The organism is Nostoc sp. (assembly GCF_036917935.1).
Lineage (GTDB): Bacteria > Cyanobacteriota > Cyanobacteriia > Cyanobacteriales > Nostocaceae > Nostoc.
Window position 1 is genome coordinate 1 of sequence record NZ_JBALEL010000039.1, and the last position, 18,412, is coordinate 18,412.

Sequence of the window (18,412 nt, forward strand, 5' to 3'; positions counted from 1 at the left end):
CCATCGGGGCTGAATGCTACGCTATAGACATAATTGCTATGCCCGTTGAGGGTAGTAATTTCCTTCCCTGTAGCCGCATTCCAGAGTTTCACGGTATTGTCACCACTAGCAGAGGCGATGGTCTTGCCATCGGGGCTGAATGCTACGCTATAGACATAATTGCTATGCCCGTTGAGGGTAGTAATTTCCTTCCCTGTAGCCGCATTCCAGAGTTTCACGGTATTGTCACCACTAGCAGAGGCGATGGTCTTGCCATCGGGGCTGAATGCTACGCTATAGACATAATTGCTATGCCCTTCCAAGCAATTTTGCTCTTGCATATTGTAAATTGCTTGCCTTAGTGCGACTACAGCTTGCTGTTTGGCTCTTTGTTCTAAATTGACATCTTCCCTAGGTGTTCTATCTGAAAATTGTCTGTTTGACTGTGTAGCTGCAATTAAAGCCTCAATTTGCCTGTTAGATAGTAGCGAAGCTTCAGAACTTTGCGCCAGAGCGATCGCACTTTGTTCTGTTGCTTCCTTAGCTTTGTTTGTTACTTGCTTGGTTTTGTTTTGGACATCATACCATTGAGAACCGGCAAAAATAGCTACTCCAGCTAACCCCATACTAAACAAGATAACAATTCGATTTTGCCGCCGTGCTGCTTTCAGCTTTTCTTCTTGGCGTTCTTTCTCCTCTCGCTCAAGGCGATTTCGCAGTTTTTGACTCTCCTGAATGTACTCCTCGGCTACCCCATTCAGCATTTGCCAATCACCAAATCTAGTTAAATATGCTTCTGCTACTGCTAATCTGTCATCTTTCCTAAGAAACCCTGGTTTTTTATCATTCCTCTCCCATTCTTGGGCTTCCGCTTCCATCTGTCGCTCAATAGCTATTCCCAACTTATATTCCTCTTTCCAATTCCGCAACATTTGCCAGTGGCGGATTAAGGCTTCGTGGACAACATCTAAAATTACATCCTGGGAATCTGGCTCATCCGTCTTTGTAATTAATCGTGCATCTTTATCGGCTAACTTCTCACTCACCTGTTGCAAAAGTTCCAAGGAATGATGGGAATTAACCAACTCGCCCAAACGCACGCGCCGCCGTACATCTGTGGTTTCTCCCATTTGCGTCAATTCTAGAAAAAGCCGCCGCGCCACAGTTTTTTCTGTTGGTAAAAGACTTTCATAAACTGCATCAGCGCGTTTTTGTAGTGTTCCTTCCACCCCGCCTAAATCCTGATAAGTTTTCAGGCTGAGAACCTCATCGCCTTGATTTTTCGACTCACGCCACAATTCTGTCAAGGTATATTGCAGCAAGGGCAAACTTCCGGGGTAATCCTCAACATCATTAATTAATTGCTGTTTTAACCTGCCCTCTATGCCTAATCCTACCCAATCAGCCGGTTTAGTAATCGCTTCTTCAATTTCCTCACGGGTTAAGTGTTCGACGTTGATGTAAGGTTTATGGATTCTGCTGGCATATTTGGGATATTCTCGCCATCTCGCCCGAAAATCCGATCGCATCCCAATGAAAATATAGAGGTTATCTGTACAGTCAATTAATTCTTGCAAACAGTCAAAGAATTCTTGGCGCTGGCTGTCATCGCACATAGTAAAGCATTCTTCAAACTGGTCGATAATCAAGATGACTGGTGTGTTTAATGCTTTTAAGCCCTCGGCGATGACATGGGCAAGATTACCCCTCCCCAACCCTCCCCTTGTAAAGGGGAGGGAGTTAGATTTTCCGGTTTCCCCCCTTTCCAAGGGGGGATTAAGGGGGGTGAACGAAAGATTAGGCAAGGAGAGTGCAAAAGCCTCCTGTAAACTGTTAACAGGAGTTTCTTTAGGCGTAAACGGAGTAATATAAGTCCAGCGATCGCTCCCTGGAATATCTTGTCCTAACTTTAGCTGGTAGAGTAACCCAGCCCGTAACATAGATGATTTTCCACTACCGGAAGCACCTAATACGGCAATTAGGCGATGCTTCTCTCTTACCTGTTGAATCAACTCCTGAGTCAGCGCACTCCGCCCATAAAAAACCTCAGCATCTTCCTTTGTTTCGGTAAAATATGACAGGGAACGATAAGGACACTTATCCTGAAAGCTTTTTTGAGAAAACTTAGTTGTCAGCAGAATTGCTCGTGTGGAATTGGCAATTAACGGACGCTGGACTGTATTCGACATTCCTCTGATAATGAAATCTGCCAAGTTGTGGCTGTTGACGATCCCATCTGCGTCATTTTCAGGATTCAATCCTGCAAGTAACGCCTCCGTCAACAACCCCTGCGTATGGGGAATTTCTAATCCAGTTTCGTAGGAACGGGTTGCAGTAATAAAACAGTAGTCTTTATCTGTGGGAATAAATTTTAACAATTCACCGCTATAGCAGCAATCTAGCCAAACAACGACTCGTTTAGCCTGACTTGTTTGCAACTGCTCTCCCAACCAACTTAAGGGAATACCATAGATTTCTGCATCAGGTAGGACATCACTGGTAGCTAGAAATACTTCTTCTTTACCCGCCACAGTTTTGCACCACCCATGTCCTGAAAAGAAGAATAACGCTGTTTCTGGGATGGGGTTAGGAGGAGGAGGATTGAAAAGATTAGCGATCGCTTCTATCAATTCTTGCACCTTTACCGCCCCTTGGCGATCGATTTTACTTTCTCCCTTCTGGTTTAAAGTTCTAGGTAAACACTGAGCGTGAAAAGGTCTATAACCGTATTGTTCTAATTGTTGGGCAATTTTCTCTGCATCCTCTGCTGCTGCTGTTAGCGGCTTTAGGGTGGTGTACTCTGGGTAATAATTAATTCCAATAACTTGAGCAGCCCATTCCGATGCCATTTTTCTTACCTGACTGACCATTAGAACTTTTTGTTAAACTGTAGGCAAAATCTGTCCACAGCTTTAATACCTAATTCACAGCATTCTTTAGTTTTTACGGAAAATAACTAGAAAACCGTGCAATCAGCTATATTAATTTACGCAAAAAAATGTATAATAAACAACGTTTGATTATGTAAATTATTCTTTCTAGACATAAAAAATCAAAACAGAATATCTAATATCTGCTGTAATCATCTCACTTGAATTATGTTTATAATAGTCGTAGTAAGTTAAGTTTGATATAAAAACCTATGAAGACAAAGCCTGACAATACTATCATCGCTTTTCTCTTAGCATTTCAAGACTTAAAAACCGCCCTCGGAGAACAACATAAACAGAATTTAAAGGACGTTGCAAAGCAATTAGAAACCCAACCTAAAGCTTGGGAAGTCCATATTAAAGAACGTTTGTTAGAGATAATTGCTGCTAATTATGAATTAAATCAGTCTTATCAATTTTATCAGTCTCAATTAGAGAATATAGAAGAGATTCCTCATAATTTACTTCCTACTGAAACTGAAATTAGTAGACTCGTTTCTCGTGACAAGGCTCCAATAGCTAAAGGCTTTAAACCAAAATATGAGGCTACAGACTACGAAAGCCAACTCAATAATGTTGTAGTCATTGTTGGTAGTTCTGAAAAACCAGAAGAAACAGTTAAACAAGCCACATTTTTAGAGAAATGGAAACAACTTTTATCTCAATCCAATCCATCAAATTAGTTTTTCCATTGTGATGAGCAATTTAATCTATCCTACACTCGATTTGTTTTTATATGCTTTAAAAACTTCTTTAAACACAACTGATGCAGAAACACAAAAAAACCAAGCAGCTTTTTTAGCTCAATTGCCCTCTGACACTCAATTCCACGATCCTGACATTGAAACCGAGTATTTAGAGATTACCTATCCTACTCAAATTAACTTTATTTCCCAGAAGAAAACTTTAGAAGGATACTATTATGCTGTGAGATTAAATGACACTTATGGCTTACAACTTGATTGTTCTATTAATAATCAAGTTGAAACTCAACCAGCTAAGTCTTTTGCAATCTTAAAAACTGAAATCGAACAAAAACTAAATAAAGAACTGGCAACAATTGGAAAAACCTGGTTACTTTCTGGTTGGCTACCAGAAAACTCGTCTCAAAATCCTGAGGATATTGCCAAAGATTGCTACCATGCTTTATTTAAAGATAATTATTGGCAACCAGAAGAAGGTACTTTTTTAGACGGTAAAATTTTTGAGATATGGCATTCAGAAAATAAAAATTACAGCTTAGAGAAAGCAACCAATGCTCTAAATAGTCATGAGCATCATGTGATTATTGCTATTTATACTAATCGAGAGAGCGCAGAACAAGCTGCGGAATTTTATAAAGATTGGATGGGGTTATTTTGTTATCGAAATAAGATTTCGTGGGCTTATTGGCAAAGTCGTTTAGTCAAAAAATCTCTGCTCAATCATTATAAACAGATTGAAGAAAATAGAAAAATTACCAATCAAAGTAATTCTCGGCAAGAAAAGCAGAATATTACCACCTCTCGCAAAATTTTAAATAATATTGATAACATTCTCCAGCAATATACAATCGACTTACTCAACCTCTCTTTTCAAAAAAACATTATTGAAATTAATTTATCTAATTATCAACTTCGCTTGGCTTTGATTAAAGAAAAAGCAGGTCAAAATAATCAGCTAGATTTTTTAGAAAAATTTAGCGGCATAGCCAACAAAAAATACTTACCACAAATTACCAAAGATATCGAAAATATGCAGCTTGGCTTGCAACTTTTAGAAGATACAATTAACTCTACTCGCAGTCGTGTAGAAGTCGAAAAATCTGAACGAGAGCGTAACTTCCAAGAGCTTGTAGCTGTTGCAGGTGCTGGTATAGCAACAGTATCTCTGGTAAGAGAGACGGCAAAAGGTTGTGATGATATTTTTAAGCAAGTTAACTTCTTTTGCAAGTATCCTTTAAGTGGCAGTCTAATACTTGGAATTATTGTTGGTTTTATGGTTTGGTGGCTGAGAAAACGCTGGCGATCGTGAGAAGATGTAATATTATCGATATTAGATTACTGTTGGTTTCATAAAAATTCCTGTAGATGCTTGCTTATGCACCCACAGGATTGTATAACTTTTTTATTTATTATACAACTTGTTTATTTGTCTACAGTCATATAAAAAGTATAGAATTATACTATTCTACAGTGACACTTTTAGCAAGGTTACGAGGTTGATCGACATCCAAACCACGACGGGCGGCAATATGATAAGCGAACAATTGCAAAGGAACTACTGTGAGAATCGGAGAAAGTAACTCGTCCACATGAGAGACGGGAAGAAGATCGTTAAAGATTTCCGCAGTTTCGCCATCGTTGACGGGAGTCACGCCAATTAACCGAGAATCTCTGGCTTTGGCTTCTTGGGCATTAGAAATAACTTTTTCGTAAACACTACCAGGTATTGCGATCGCAACTACTGGTACTTTCGCATCTAAAAGTGCGATCGGGCCGTGTTTCATTTCTCCCGCCGGATACCCTTCGGCGTGAATATAGCTGATTTCTTTTAATTTCAATGCCCCTTCTAAAGCAATGGGGAAGTTAATTCCTCTTCCTATAAAAATGAAATCTTGGGTTTCGGCGAATTCGTGGGCTAGCTGTTCGGTTAAACGTTCTTGACTTTCTAAAGTTGCTTCAATTTCTTTGGGAATCTGCCGCAACCCATTAATAATTTTCTCTAATGTATCTTTTGAAACTGTCTGACGACGAGCTGCTAAATCCAATGCCAGAGCATAAAACGCCATCAGTTGAGCGGTAAAAGTTTTCGTCGCTGCTACCCCAATTTCAATTCCCGCTAGGGTACTAATAATATGCGGTACCAAATGACCAAGGCTGCTTTCAGGACGATTGGTAATTCCCAGTAGTCGCGCTTGATATTTGGGTTCTTTCCCTTGGCGACGTTCTTTTTCCATCGTCAAAGCTGCTAGGGTATCGGCTGTTTCACCTGATTGGGTAACGCCAACGATCAAGGTGTTAGCCGTCACGGGTGATGGTGCATAACGATACTCAGAAGCGTAATGTACTTGAGTTGAAATTCCTGCTAGTTGTTCGAGTAAATATTTTCCGATTAATGCTGCGTGCCAACTGGTACCACAGGCGACGATCTGAATTTGTTCTAAATCAGTGTATAAATCGGCAGGTAAACCAAGATTGATTGGCGATTCGGTAGATTCGCCTGGATTAAAGTAAGCGTCTAAACTAGCTCTTACTACTCCTGGTTGCTCATGGATTTCTTTGAGCATGAAGTGTTTGAATCCCTGCTTTTCAACCATTGCCGGATTGAAGTTGAGCAGCCGGGGTTGTTTTTTCAACCTGTCGCCAGCAAAATTGTAAATCTCAACGCCCAAAGGTGTGAGGCGGGCAATTTCGCCATTTTCCAAAGGTAGCACTGCACGGGTGTAAGCAACGATCGCAGGTGTGTCAGATGCACAAAAGAACTCCCCTTGCCCAAAACCAATTACCAAAGGCGCTTGTTGGCGAACAACAATCAATTCATCGGGGTAGTCAGCAGAAATAACTGCGATCGCAAACGCCCCACGTAAGTGATTAACGGCTTGGCGAATTGCCTCTAGGAAGGGAGATGAGGCAGATGAAGGAGATGAGGGAGGAAGATTCTTTAAAAATTCGGCTATCAGATGGGGAATGACTTCGGTATCGGTTTCAGAACGAAATTCGTGTCCTTTTGCTTTGAGTTCCTCGCGTAACTCGCGGTAGTTTTCGATAATGCCATTTTGCACCACAGCCACTCGCTTTGCTGTATCCAAATGCGGATGGGCGTTGTACTCTTCTGGTTTACCATGAGTTGCCCAACGTGTATGACCAATACCAATTTGAGCGGGGGTTTCTATTTGTTCTAGTTTAGAACGCAGGTTATGGAGTTTACCCTTTGCCCGCACACAATTTACCTCACCTTCCCAAATAGTGGCGATTCCAGCAGAATCATAGCCCCTGTACTCTAGTTTTTCTAGCCCAGCCAGTAAAATATCTGTCGCCGCTTGAGTGCCTATATATCCAACAATTCCGCACATTGTTCACGCCACTTTTTTTCAGGATGATTAAATCCAGTATAGTATCTAGCACAAAGTGGACGTTTTGCAAAGAAAAAAGGGAGTAATTTACTCCCTCTACCACTAGGTATTGTTATGGATTTTGGGTTTTGACAGCGGACTCCCCGTCAGCTTTTGACCTGACGGTACAAATACGGCTTCTAAGATTTAGATACTCAGAGATTGTATCCGCTCTCAAAATGCTTGCTAAAGGTGCTTGCTATTGAGACATTCAAAAAGTCTTGAATGCCGAGTTGCGAGTGCTGAGTGAAGAATCAAGAAATTGTGTTTCTGATTTACTTCTTTCTGTCTCAGCACTCAGCTTTTTAGTAAGCTAGACCCATACTGCGAGTTGTTTCAGCGCCCAGATAAACCCGGATGCTCAAAAAGTCGGTGGGACAAGCGGTTTCGCAACGCTTACAGCCTACGCAGTCTTCTGTACGGGGTGAGGAGGCAATTTGAGCAGCTTTACAGCCATCCCAAGGAACCATCTCAAGTACATCAGTAGGGCAAGCGCGGACGCATTGGGTGCAGCCAATGCAGGTATCGTAGATTTTTACGGAATGAGACATTGAATAAACGGCTCCTTTCGAGTGTTCTTCTCTGCGAAAGAATCATAATCAACGCATAGTCTACCGCAGTGGTTGATAGGCCGTAATCAAAAGGCTACATAACTTCAAACAATGTAATAAGCACCCAAGATATTTGTTTTTGCGAGATTGCCCCTATTGACTGATTAATCAGCAACATCATCAGAGCGTATTTACCACAGTGGTATACCATAACAGGGTTAAATCGTAAAGATAGATGAAACAAAATTAAAAGAGAATCGGGAAATCTCCTAATTTTAACTATGGGTATTTTGGGTAATAATCTGATTTTGCGATCGCCACTTCCCCGTGTAAACAGAAAATACTTGGCTATCTTGGTGACATAAAAAAATGTTGCAATTACTGATTAGCACTGCTTTTGCTATGTAAATGATTAATTTAGAGACTGCGATCGCAGTCAGCAATTTTCTTAGCGATCGCTCACCAATAACTTCTATATTTGACTTTTTAAGTTAGGCAATCTCATAATTTTTACTCTTACATCTCAGAGTATTTCAGAAATCGCAAACTCATCGTTTATAGCAGTAATTTCTGTTTGAATATTTGGCTCAGTAGCCCTTACTTCCAGTTGTTCTTCTAGATTTTTATCATCAGCCAATTTATCTTTTATATACTCACTTTCTCGGATTTGTCGAGCAATACTCTCTAACAGCCAAAGTTGTTCTTCTACAGACAAGGCACGGACGGAGCGCTCAATTTCTAGTAAATTCGGTGATATCATTTTGCTTCTGATTCTCAGTAAGGTGTATTTTTCAAAGATATTATATTCAGTCTATCTGGTTAACCTAGAGCATCGCTAATTCCCCATCATTTTCCCCACGCCTATCATTTCACAAATTATCAGAGATTGCTATAAATAATCAAAAGCCAGTTTTATGACTTTTTAATTAGGTATTCCTGCTGAAGCAAAATGTACGCTAAACTGGCTACATGAATTACGAAACAGCTAGGAAACTCCTCATAGATCAGACAATCACAACCGAGGAAAACCCAGATGCGCTGTTAACGCGTATGAAACAGGGGAAACCGCCGGTACCCGGTCAGATCACTTCGATTTTATTAGCATTGAAAGTGGTGTTTGAAGCCCTCAAAGATGCAAAGAGCCTAGACCGAGAACTGGCTTTAGCCCTTTATCAGTTAAGCATTAAGGCGCAACAGCTATTTAGCGCAGGGCGTAAAGCCGGGGTTGATTGGCCGCCACTACTGAAAGAAGATTTGCTACGAATTTCCTTAGCATCTGAAAGTATCTTTTCGGGTACATGGCAAACCCTAGCTCAGATGGAGTTGGGGAAGTTGTAGAATACGGATTCAGTAATCTTTAAATGAGAAGGGATGAGGGAACAGAGGAAAATAACCAATGCCCAATGCCCAATGCCCATTAACGAATTTTCAGTTCACTTTCTAACTTGTCTAGGTCAGTTTTGAGCAAAACCGTCATTTGACCGGTAAAAGCTTTGCCAGTCTTGGGTTGGGCAATTTCCACCCAATATACATAGCGATCGCCTACTCGTAATTCTCCCTTTAAAGCTTCCCGAATGGGAGTTTTGGCAAGACGCGCCGAGTTAATTACGCTCTGGTTGGGATATTGATACACGACTTGGGCGCGATCGTAGTCTTGATAAATCTCCAAGCCATAAATCACCCGCAAGGATTCTTGGAGACGCGCAAATGTCATGCCGTTAATAGCATCATACATAGCAATACGTTCAGTCCGAATTCTGCCTCGGTCTTTGGAAAACTCCACTCTACCGGGAGGCAATACCGACGCTTGAAAAGTGAATCGTTGGGCAGCAGTATCAGTCTTTTGCACAAATAATTTTTCCCCACTTCTGGGGCGGAGTGTGGGATGTGCTTGAATCCAGGTGCCTACTTCCTCTGTACTTTGCCCTGGTAAAGCATTGGCTTGGGAATCAAAAAGCGTTCCCACGCACAGCCAGGGCACTAGGGATAAAGGCAAAATTAAACAGTTAAGCAGAGATTTTTTGAGCATTTTGCTGTTCAGGACTTTTATGGAAATTTCCCCATTAGGGAGTAATCATAGTCTTCCCGTTTTTCAGCAAGATTATTTCAAGCGTCAACCCAACTTAAGACATCAGGGATCTTACTTATCAACGCTCTATCATAGAAAAAGCCAAGGAATGGAATCGTTATGAGCATTACGTTCAGCCCAAAGCAACAACAAATAATTCAAGTTTTACTAGCAACAGGTAGATTTAACCGTGTTGATCAAGTAATTCAAACTGCATTACGCCTTTTAGCAGAAGAGACTCTTTCTTACCAAGGATGGCTTGAAGAAACTCGCACCAAGATTGATGAAGGGATAGCATCACTTGAAAGAGGAGAAGGAATTGATGGTGAAACTTTTGTGAATCAGCTTTTAACACAATTGAAGCAAGCAAAAGAGGCTTAGGAATGAATCGGTACATTATCTCGCTCCCTGCTTCTCGTGATTTACAAGCGATCGCAGATTATTTCGCGGTAGAAAATGTTGAGGCTGGTGAGCGACTTTTATATGCGTTTAATCAAAAATGTCAACAACTTGTTAGCTTTCCCAAGCTAGAACGATAATAACCAATATCGTGAATCTATTGGACAAGCAGGTAGAACAATTTGAATTTGTAATATGATTAATATATTTTATTCCTGGCAGTCAGATTCACCCTTGTATACAAATCGAAATTTAATCAAAGATGCTCTAGAGAAGGCTATAAAATCACTTAACAAAGGCAGCGAAGAGATCAAACTTGAGATGCGTATAGATACTGCCACAGACAGCCTCTCTGGATCTCCAGATATTGCTGCATCTATTTTTAATAAAATATCAAATAGTCATATATTTGTATGCGATACTACCATAATAAATCCTTCGTCTAGAATCGAAAAATAACTCGCTTATTAGCCCCAAAATCCAAAAGATTAACATCTAATCCTAATGTATTAATTGAATTAGGTTTTGCAGCTAGTACTCTTGGTTGGGAGAAAATAATTTGTGTTGTGAACACTTCTCAAGGTCAAGTTGAAGAACTGCCATTTGATATTCGTGGCAGACAGATGTGTACTTATAATTATGCAGGTCAAACTGGTAAACCAGAGATTAAAAAGCAGTTAACAGAAACTCTTAAACACGCTTTGATAGATGTTATGAGCAGTATACAGAGTATTAATAATACAGACTTAATCACTACTATTTTATGTAACAAATTTATTGATTGTATTAATTATATTGGAATTTTTATTACTTACTTTCTTGCAGATGAATTATGACATAAAGAATCTGAAACAATTGTAAACAAAAACGCGAGTGTTTTCGCTACCCACAAAACAATTATTTTTTCCTAGCCAGTCGTTTTGGGGTTGGTTATCCATTTGAGAAGCGCGGTTATTCTACCTGTGGTATAACGCAATTATACTAGGCCTCGTACCAAAAATTAATTCTGAATGCGGTTAAAACCGCACGAATCGCTTATATCTCAGCACCAAAGTGACGTAGCTCTACGCTTACCGGCTAGTTTGTAAGTTCAAGCATCAAAGACGAGGATCGTCTACAGGTGGGTGCCACCCTCCTTGTATCCATAACTGCCTAGATTCTTGGATAAATCCTTGGTTGTGAAATTCATCATTGATATCTAGTCGATGACAAGTTGCTCGACCTGTAGCACTTTTGCCAATGATCTTTAGTCCATCGCGTGTCCAGATGAAGTGATCTACCCACCGTTGCTGACGAGGATTGAATAGGGCAACTTCTTGCTGAGTTTGAACATCAACGCCAGTTGTGAAGTTGTAACGACGCTCATTACAGCGACGACAAGCTAGAGCTAAGTTGTCATCTGTATCTGAGCCGCCTAATGATTGTGGAACAAGATGATCGATTGTGAAGCGATCTGAACTGGAGCGTTCTGGAGAGTGGCAATATTCACACAGATATTTAGCTCTTTCGCGCACAAACTGCCGAGTGCCATCTTTAACACCCACGACTGGCAATCAGTTTAGCGTTAACAAAAGTTAGGATGCGCTCTAGTTCAGCAATTCCAGCATATTCGGCTTCTTCTTCAGGAGTCAGCAATCCAGCTTTTCGCTTCTCAAGCAATTCTTCTAGACGAGTATGTAACTCATCTGTGAACTTAGCAAGGTTAACATTATCAACTTTCTCGATGGTGATGCCAGAGCGGAGCCATGACGAGGGTTGAATCATTAATACTGGGGTAATGACTTGAGGAGTCATAGTACTTTAGCCTCTATATCTAGTCATTGTAGTGTACGCTGTGAATTGGCTGCCAAAAAATTAAGGAATCATCGCCACCTTAATTACTTTACGCGCCTTCATTTCAGAAAACACCTGTTCTAAATCTTTTAATGGTCGCTGTTCACTAATAAGTAACTCAAAGGGAATTTTGCGACTAGCTATCATTGATAACGCCGCTCGCACATACTCTGGTGTATTATGAAACACGCCTTTGATGGTAAGCTCGCTATAGTGTAGCTGTTCTGTATTCACAGTAATACTGGTATCGCGTGGACATCCACCGAATAAGTTGACTGTTGCACCCGGACGGGCACAAGCGATCGCAGTTTCCCAAACACTTGGTACACCAGTGGCTTCAATTACGACATCTGCACCCCATCCTTGGGTAAGTTCTTTCACCACACTGGGAATATCCGGGATCTGATGATAATTAAAGGTCTGGGCTGCACCCAATTTCTGACCAATTTCTAGTCTGTGGTTATTACCTCCCCACAGCAAAACTTCAGCTTTCTCACTCAATGCTGCCACAAACATTAGCCCGATCGCCCCATCTCCCAAGACGACTACTTGATCTTTGAACTTAATATTAGAACGCGCTACACCATGCAACACACAAGCTAAAGGTTCCGTCATCGCTGCCAATTCCCACGGCAACTCATCGGGAATTTGCAACAAATTATGCTCTACTATCGGGGCGGGAATTTTCAGGTATTGGGCAAAGGTACCATTATTCCAGGTCAAATTTGGACATAATGAATATTCTTGGTGTTGACAAAAAAAGCACTTCATGCATGGTGCAGAATTATTAGCGATAATGCGATCGCCTACTTGCCAATTTGTCACCCCTGCACCTAAAGCAACAATTCGCCCAGCACCTTCATGACCAAACAGCGTCGGCGGTATCAGCATTTTGGCATGACCACCGCGCCGCCAGACTTTCAAATCTGTACCACAAGTTGTTGCTGCCCCCACCTGGATCACAATTTCGCCAGCCGCCGGAGTGGGGTCAGTAACTTCCTCTAGGCGTAAATCTTCTTGACCATAAAGTAACGCTGCTAACAAAAATTTAAACCTATCAATTAACTCCATCCGATTTTACCAGTTGAAGTTAGTTGATAGGTCTAAATTAAATCACTATTGATTTTTAGTAAGTTTTATCTGTTGAAAAACTAGCTATTCACCGCTGGCTGTGGTACAACTCCGGTGTTCCGCGTTTCCACATTAGGCAGGCGAGTTGCAGTTAACAGTGGCACTTCTTGTCGGCACGACAGGCAAAACCAATATAGTTCACCATGACGGGCATGACGCAGGAGGGAACCACCGCAGCATGGGCAGGTGTTGGCTCTCGTACTCATACCAATATTCTCCTTAAAAAAATTGTTGTTTTAAACTCAATAAAAAAAACAGTTGATTAAAACTGAATCTTAGCTGCATGAATGCGGCCATTCGATTCTATGCGGTCTTTAATAATTTGTCTGTAAACAGCTTCATATCCGTTAACCATTTGGCTAACGCTAAACTTGTTTTCTACATATTTTCGACAGGCTTGACGATTGAGTTCCAAAGCTGGTGGAATCATTGCTGCCATTTCTGCGTAGCTATTGCAGATAAAACCTGTTCTAGCGTGGGCAATAACTTCAGGTACAGAGCCTAAATTCATGGCAATCACTGGTGTACCGGTTGCCATCGATTCAATCATTACTAAGCCAAAAGGTTCTTGCCAGTTAATGGGGAAAAGAGTTATGGCAGCATTGCCCAGAAGTTCAGTTTTTTCGGCGTGGTTAATTTCGCCGAGATATTCGATTTGCTGACCATCAATGTGGGGAGCAATCTCTTGTTCAAAAAACTCTGAGTTTATTGCATCAACTTTTCCTGCCATCTTCAAGCGCCAACCACTCTGTTTAGCAATGGCGATCGCATGTTGGGGGCCTTTCTCTGGCGAAAAACGACCTAAAAATGCCAAATATGGAGGTTCTGACGGTTGGGCTACGAATGGGTAATCTGCTAGCTCAATTCCGTTATAAACCGTGCCAATATAATTAAGATCGATTTGACGCTGCGAGTTACTAATGCTGATGTATGGTTGCTTTTGGTAGTAGCTAAATGCGTGCTGGTTGTCAGTTGTAAAATTATTGTGCAGGGTGTGAACTGTAGAAGTTGCTGTTATCAAACTCGCTAAAGGTAATGCCGAAATCCCTACATGAGAATGGATAATGTCGAATTGGTCAGCATGTTGGTAAACTTGGCTTAGTTCTAGCATTTCGTACACTGCATACTCTTTCACATTTGGGTCTAAGCGCAATGCACGTGGATAAACTGCTTCTAAATGAGCCAAAGTTTCAGAATCACCAGAGGCAAATAAAGTTACCTGATGACCGCGACGAACAAGTTCATCAGTCAATCGACTCACTACCAATTCTATTCCTCCATAATTTGGAGGTGGAACCCTTTCCCATAAGGGGGCAACTTGAGCGATTTTCATAAGTTTTTTTGGTTCAGTCGATGAAATTGTCCTCAATAATGAGCTACATCATTATTTTATGAGTAAAGAGCATTTGTACTTACTCTTTTGACATTTAAATTAACCTAACAGGCTACCAAAAGCGCAATAAAGGTTAACCGTACCGGAAATTTTCTACCGACAAATCTAACGCACTATCGGCAAAAGTCAACTCTGAGCTACACTTCTAACCGTATAGCTAATCTATTATTTGTTGCATCTGTCTTGGGGATCATAATGAGGTAGAATATTTTGTAGCAGAACTTACAAAATTGCATATTTGGTAGCTGACAATACTAAAATACTCAATAGGATCAAGTCATTAAAGCTTCATTTAAACGTAATTGGGAAAGTGAACATAAATTATAAATATTAACTAATTGTACAATAATTACATAATTTGTAATTAGTAATTTACAAAAACTCTGATAATTAACTAATGAAAATCGCTACTTGGAACGTCAACTCAATTCGCACTCGCCTTGAACAGGTTATCGATTGGTTAACCCTGAATCCTGTTGATGTTCTCTGCTTGCAAGAAACCAAAGTTGTGGAAGCTGAATTTCCGCGATCGCCTTTTGAGCAGTTAGGCTATAACCTTTATATATCAGGACAAAAATCTTATAACGGCGTAGCCCTGATTAGCCGCCAGCCACTGATAGACGTAAGTAGCGGCTTTCGGGCGATTTTGCCAGATTTACACCACGAATGGGATGAGCAAAAGCGGGTGATTACAGGTGTAATTGGTAGTGTTCGGATTGTTAACTTATATGTTCCTAATGGTGCAGCGGTAGGAACTGAAAAATACGAATACAAACTGCGCTGGTTAACAGCCCTACACGAGTATTTGCGATTGCTCGTGCTGTCGGAATCTGCAATTTGTGTGTGCGGCGACTTCAACATCGCCCTGGAAGACAAGGATATTCACGAGCAAGTGAGTACAGAAAATCACATTATGGCCACAGAATCAGAGCGCCAAGCCTTACGAGCTATTCTGACACTGGGATTTGCCGATGCTTTTCGCAAATTCACCACAGAAGGCGGAAATTTTAGCTGGTGGGATTATCGCTCTGCCGCCTTCCGGCGCAACTTAGGTTGGCGGATTGACCATCACTATTTGACACCCGTACTATATGATCGTGCTAAAAGTTGTATCATCGATGTCGCACCTAGAAAATTAACGCAACCCAGCGACCATGTGCCGGTAATTGTGGAATTTTAAATTGGGGATTGGGGACTGGAGACTGGGGATTGGGCATTATTATTCTCCCTAGTCCCTAGAACACCAATTCAGTAATAAAACGCGAGACTGGACAACCAGATTTTTAGGTCATTTCAAGCACAATTCCCTTCTTGCGCCTAAAATCCAAATTTTTCGTCATAACCCTGAATACTGAATCGGTCTTCTAGTCCCCAATCCCCAGTCCCTACTTCCCTACTCCCCATCAATTTAACGGTTTATATATATCCTCAGAACTAGGGTTCAGATAAGGACGCTGTAAATCTATTAGATGCCGCGCAAAGTGTTGGTCAATCGTCCTCATCCGTTCCTCCATCGCATTCTTACCTTTTTGCCAAGCTTCTAATAAAGCATTAGCAACAATTTGGCAACGGTTCATCCCAAAACTTTCTTGTGCTGCAAATTTTTGGGTTGGTTCCTCAGCTAAACCTAATCCTGGGGCTAAAAATTTGGTAAACAAGGGAATTTTGGGCTGAAAATGGGATTGATTTTCGATATAAACAGTCTGAAGGATGGTGCGGATTGCTGGATAGTCGGGGAGTTCAAAGTAAAGTAGCCCCGAATCATAGCGTCCGTATGCAGAAGGGTTGTGGAGAACCTGAAAACTAAAGGGAATGGAGGCTGCATTTAGTTGCAGTGTCAAGCTTTCCATGAGAGCGATCGCACCTGATGCCGTAAAATTAAAGTAGATTCGCCCTGCTCCTAAATCGGCGTCTGGGTTACTTTGCCGTTCCTGTCCAACATTGCTAACTGCTAAGTAACAGCCATTTTGCAGTCGATTTTTGGGCATCCAGATTGCTACCATGTCACCCACTTTGGTAGATTTTTTACTGGATTCTAGATGGCAGTCTGGCTCAACATAAAGTGTTAAACTGCCTTTAGTCACCGCCATAGTCCCATCAGGTTCTTTTCGCAACACCTGCCATCGAGGGTCAAAGTAACCTATGCCGTGATTACTGGTGTGCAGTTGCTCGTAAAATTCCCAATCAATCTCCAAAATGGAATTATCTGCTAAATTATGCTTTGGCGGATGATTAGTACTATCAGTATTGACTGCCAAAGTACTTTGCAGGGAGCCATTGTAATAGATTCCATAGAGAAAATTTCGCAGCAGGAGAGTCAGATACTTCTGTTGTAAATCTACGGAATTTTGCTGAAATCTGTCGGCTATTTTAGTCGGCAGAGCAAAGGGTTGATACTTGGGATGATAAATACAAAAATTGGCCTCAATCTGGATATTCTTAGCAATATCAAATAGAGAAGTTAGCGGTTGATTGATAGAGGAATTTAGCATTAATCCATTCAGAACTTAAACTTTAAAATCAAAAATTATCAAGCCACTCTGGGGCAAAAATACTCGGAGATTTCTGATAAGAGAAGACGCAGAACAATTCCCAAAGTCTAATTAAATTTTCAATATGGCTTTTAAATGGTTCTGCTTCCTGCTATTAACAACCACGCAGCCGAGTTTTTTCGTAATAAATGCGAAGTAACTGCGGCTCCTTTACAGGCTGAGGAAATTTATGGATTTTTGCCACAGGATTTAGGATTTCTGACTCTGATATCCCGAAAATGGTCAATACAGCTTGCTCCGGCATTGTCAGCAAACTTTTAGCTACTTGGAGCATACAGATATCAGCATTATTAAAGTATTTATGGCACGTAATCATATCCTGAATTTGATGAATTAGTGCCAGCCCCGCAAACTGGATAACGCGCGAAATAAAGTCACTGCGGTATGACAAAATCATCGGGAAAGCATTTATATAAGCCCTAATTAAGCCAATAATTGAAGGTTGTAAAATCTCTAACGGTGTCAACGCCAAATGTAGAGATTCTTCTAACTCAATGGTGGGGTCTACAACGAGGCTTTTGAGCCAAATTCCTAAGTAGCTTGCTAGTAACGTTCCTAAATCAAAGGCTGGGTCTCCCCAGGAACAAGCTTCCCAGTCAATTAGTCGTACTAGACAATTGTCTAGTTGCTCCCACCTGGAATGAACCAAAATGTTGTTCAATTTCAGGTTATTGTGAGTCAAGCAGCAAGGATTCCAGCTAGATGCCAAATCTGCGATCGCAGATTCCAAACTCTCGTACTGTTGATAGAGAAGATAGAATTTCAGTGCATCCGTGGGAACACTCCCAAAAATCTCCGGCCCAATTGACCCTACACCTTGCGCCGGATTGTAAAAGCCATAGCGAAACTCTCCTTGCGGAGCAGTTGCCATAAAATCCCGATATTCTCGGCGGTTGTAGGTGGCGCGATGCAATCCCGCTAAAGTCGTGCCGATCGCAGAGGCAATTTCTTGGGGAAAAATCTCATTGTTGTGGTATAATGTCGCAAGTTCCAGATATTCACTCAAGTAATTACGGACGAGAATCGAATTTTCTTCGTCAAAATGCACAACTAATGGTGCGATAGCTGAAGTATTACCTAGAACTGGAAACTGTTGGAGCAACTGGTGAAAGAGCCACTCCTGAAACAATTCATGAGGCGCGGCGTCATTGTTGTTAACGTGACGTTCTTGTTTAAGGAGCAGTTTACGATTATCTGCTAAAGTCACTAGTAAATTGAAATTGTTCTTACTACTTCCTGGCAACTCAGATTTGTCTGATACGCCATCTTCTGAGCTACACAGACCCGCGTCTTGCAGATACTGGCTAACGTTATGAGAAGACAGTGATAATACCATGTATTATTTCCTACTTCGTTAAATTACTTAAATTTATCTGTGTCAAATTTGCTTGGTATTAACAGTTTTCAGTAGATAGTAACTAGTGCAAAAAGGCAGATGTGAATAACAATAAAGATTTGTACAATCTACTAATATCCCATATTT

Annotated in this window: 19 protein-coding genes; 7 read left to right on the forward strand and 12 right to left on the reverse strand. The window is 41.1% G+C overall.

Annotated elements, in window-relative coordinates; translation table 11 throughout:
• A partial coding sequence (locus tag V7K62_RS17350) for an nSTAND1 domain-containing NTPase (RefSeq protein WP_334866065.1) occupies positions 1–2,828 on the reverse strand: 2,828 nt, incomplete at its 3' end.
• Positions 2,829–3,121: 293 nt separating this feature from the next.
• Here V7K62_RS17350 and V7K62_RS17355 point away from each other — a divergent pair.
• On the forward strand, positions 3,122–3,592 hold the full coding sequence (locus tag V7K62_RS17355; RefSeq protein WP_334866067.1) for a hypothetical protein: 471 nt from the start codon (positions 3,122–3,124) through the stop codon (positions 3,590–3,592).
• Between the two features lie 13 nt (positions 3,593–3,605).
• On the forward strand, positions 3,606–4,922 hold the full coding sequence (locus V7K62_RS17360) for a hypothetical protein (RefSeq protein WP_334866069.1): 1,317 nt from the start codon (positions 3,606–3,608) through the stop codon (positions 4,920–4,922).
• 151 nt (positions 4,923–5,073) lie between these two features.
• On the opposite strand, the gene glmS is transcribed toward V7K62_RS17360, so the two are convergent.
• The 3 genes from glmS to V7K62_RS17375 all read right to left on the reverse strand — a co-directional run bounded on the left by glmS (position 5,074) and on the right by V7K62_RS17375 (position 8,313).
• A complete protein-coding gene (gene glmS / locus V7K62_RS17365) occupies positions 5,074–6,963 on the reverse strand; it encodes a glutamine--fructose-6-phosphate transaminase (isomerizing) (RefSeq protein ID WP_334866071.1) in 1,890 nt (629 codons plus the stop codon).
• A gap of 344 nt (positions 6,964–7,307) precedes the next feature.
• Positions 7,308–7,553, reverse strand: coding sequence for a photosystem I iron-sulfur center protein PsaC (gene psaC / locus V7K62_RS17370; RefSeq protein WP_015175986.1), 246 nt, complete (start codon positions 7,551–7,553; stop codon positions 7,308–7,310).
• A gap of 523 nt (positions 7,554–8,076) precedes the next feature.
• Complete coding sequence (locus tag V7K62_RS17375) at positions 8,077–8,313, reverse strand: hypothetical protein (RefSeq protein ID WP_334866073.1); 237 nt, start codon at positions 8,311–8,313, stop codon at positions 8,077–8,079.
• Positions 8,314–8,522: 209 nt separating this feature from the next.
• On the opposite strand from V7K62_RS17375, the gene V7K62_RS17380 reads away from it, so the two are divergent.
• Entirely contained in the window at positions 8,523–8,891 is a 369-nt protein-coding gene (locus tag V7K62_RS17380) for a Dethiobiotin synthetase (RefSeq protein WP_334866075.1), read from the forward strand.
• Positions 8,892–8,970: 79 nt separating this feature from the next.
• Here V7K62_RS17380 and V7K62_RS17385 read toward each other — a convergent pair whose 3' ends face one another.
• Entirely contained in the window at positions 8,971–9,582 is a 612-nt protein-coding gene (locus V7K62_RS17385; protein WP_334866077.1) for a hypothetical protein, read from the reverse strand.
• Between the two features lie 159 nt (positions 9,583–9,741).
• Here V7K62_RS17385 and V7K62_RS17390 point away from each other — a divergent pair, with 159 nt between their 5' ends.
• From V7K62_RS17390 to V7K62_RS17400, 3 genes are all read left to right on the forward strand, one after another.
• The gene (locus tag V7K62_RS17390) at positions 9,742–10,002 is read left to right on the forward strand and encodes a ribbon-helix-helix domain-containing protein (protein ID WP_334866079.1); all 261 of its coding nucleotides are present in this window, start codon (positions 9,742–9,744) and stop codon (positions 10,000–10,002) included.
• 2 nt (positions 10,003–10,004) lie between these two features.
• Positions 10,005–10,160: a type II toxin-antitoxin system RelE/ParE family toxin gene (locus V7K62_RS17395; RefSeq protein ID WP_334866081.1), complete on the forward strand. Its 156-nt coding sequence runs from the start codon at positions 10,005–10,007 to the stop codon at positions 10,158–10,160.
• Between the two features lie 426 nt (positions 10,161–10,586).
• Entirely contained in the window at positions 10,587–10,856 is a 270-nt protein-coding gene (locus tag V7K62_RS17400) for a hypothetical protein (protein WP_334866083.1), read from the forward strand.
• A gap of 261 nt (positions 10,857–11,117) precedes the next feature.
• Here V7K62_RS17400 and V7K62_RS17405 read toward each other — a convergent pair whose 3' ends face one another.
• The 5 genes from V7K62_RS17405 to V7K62_RS17425 form a co-directional block, all read right to left on the reverse strand.
• A complete protein-coding gene (locus V7K62_RS17405) occupies positions 11,118–11,564 on the reverse strand; it encodes an HNH endonuclease (protein ID WP_334866085.1) in 447 nt (148 codons plus the stop codon).
• Positions 11,554–11,814, reverse strand: coding sequence for a hypothetical protein (locus V7K62_RS17410; RefSeq protein ID WP_334866086.1), 261 nt, complete (start codon positions 11,812–11,814; stop codon positions 11,554–11,556). Before V7K62_RS17410 ends, V7K62_RS17405 begins: the two co-directional genes overlap by 11 nt.
• Positions 11,815–11,874: 60 nt before the next feature.
• Entirely contained in the window at positions 11,875–12,897 is a 1,023-nt protein-coding gene (locus tag V7K62_RS17415; protein ID WP_334866395.1) for a zinc-dependent alcohol dehydrogenase, read from the reverse strand.
• 107 nt (positions 12,898–13,004) lie between these two features.
• Positions 13,005–13,190: a hypothetical protein gene (locus V7K62_RS17420; RefSeq protein ID WP_118166720.1), complete on the reverse strand. Its 186-nt coding sequence runs from the start codon at positions 13,188–13,190 to the stop codon at positions 13,005–13,007.
• A 56-nt stretch (positions 13,191–13,246) separates the two neighbouring features.
• Positions 13,247–14,317, reverse strand: coding sequence for a glycosyltransferase family 4 protein (locus V7K62_RS17425; RefSeq protein ID WP_334866089.1), 1,071 nt, complete (start codon positions 14,315–14,317; stop codon positions 13,247–13,249).
• Positions 14,318–14,774: 457 nt separating this feature from the next.
• Between V7K62_RS17425 and xth the strand changes: the two genes are divergently transcribed.
• Positions 14,775–15,557: an exodeoxyribonuclease III gene (xth, locus tag V7K62_RS17430; RefSeq protein WP_334866091.1), complete on the forward strand. Its 783-nt coding sequence runs from the start codon at positions 14,775–14,777 to the stop codon at positions 15,555–15,557.
• 223 nt (positions 15,558–15,780) lie between these two features.
• On the opposite strand, the gene V7K62_RS17435 is transcribed toward xth, so the two are convergent.
• Positions 15,781–16,869 (reverse strand): T3SS effector HopA1 family protein, encoded by a 1,089-nt coding sequence (locus V7K62_RS17435; RefSeq protein ID WP_334866093.1) that lies wholly within the window; start codon positions 16,867–16,869, stop codon positions 15,781–15,783.
• A gap of 154 nt (positions 16,870–17,023) precedes the next feature.
• Entirely contained in the window at positions 17,024–18,265 is a 1,242-nt protein-coding gene (locus V7K62_RS17440; RefSeq protein ID WP_334866095.1) for a phosphotransferase family protein, read from the reverse strand.
• Positions 18,266–18,412: the final 147 nt, after the last annotated feature.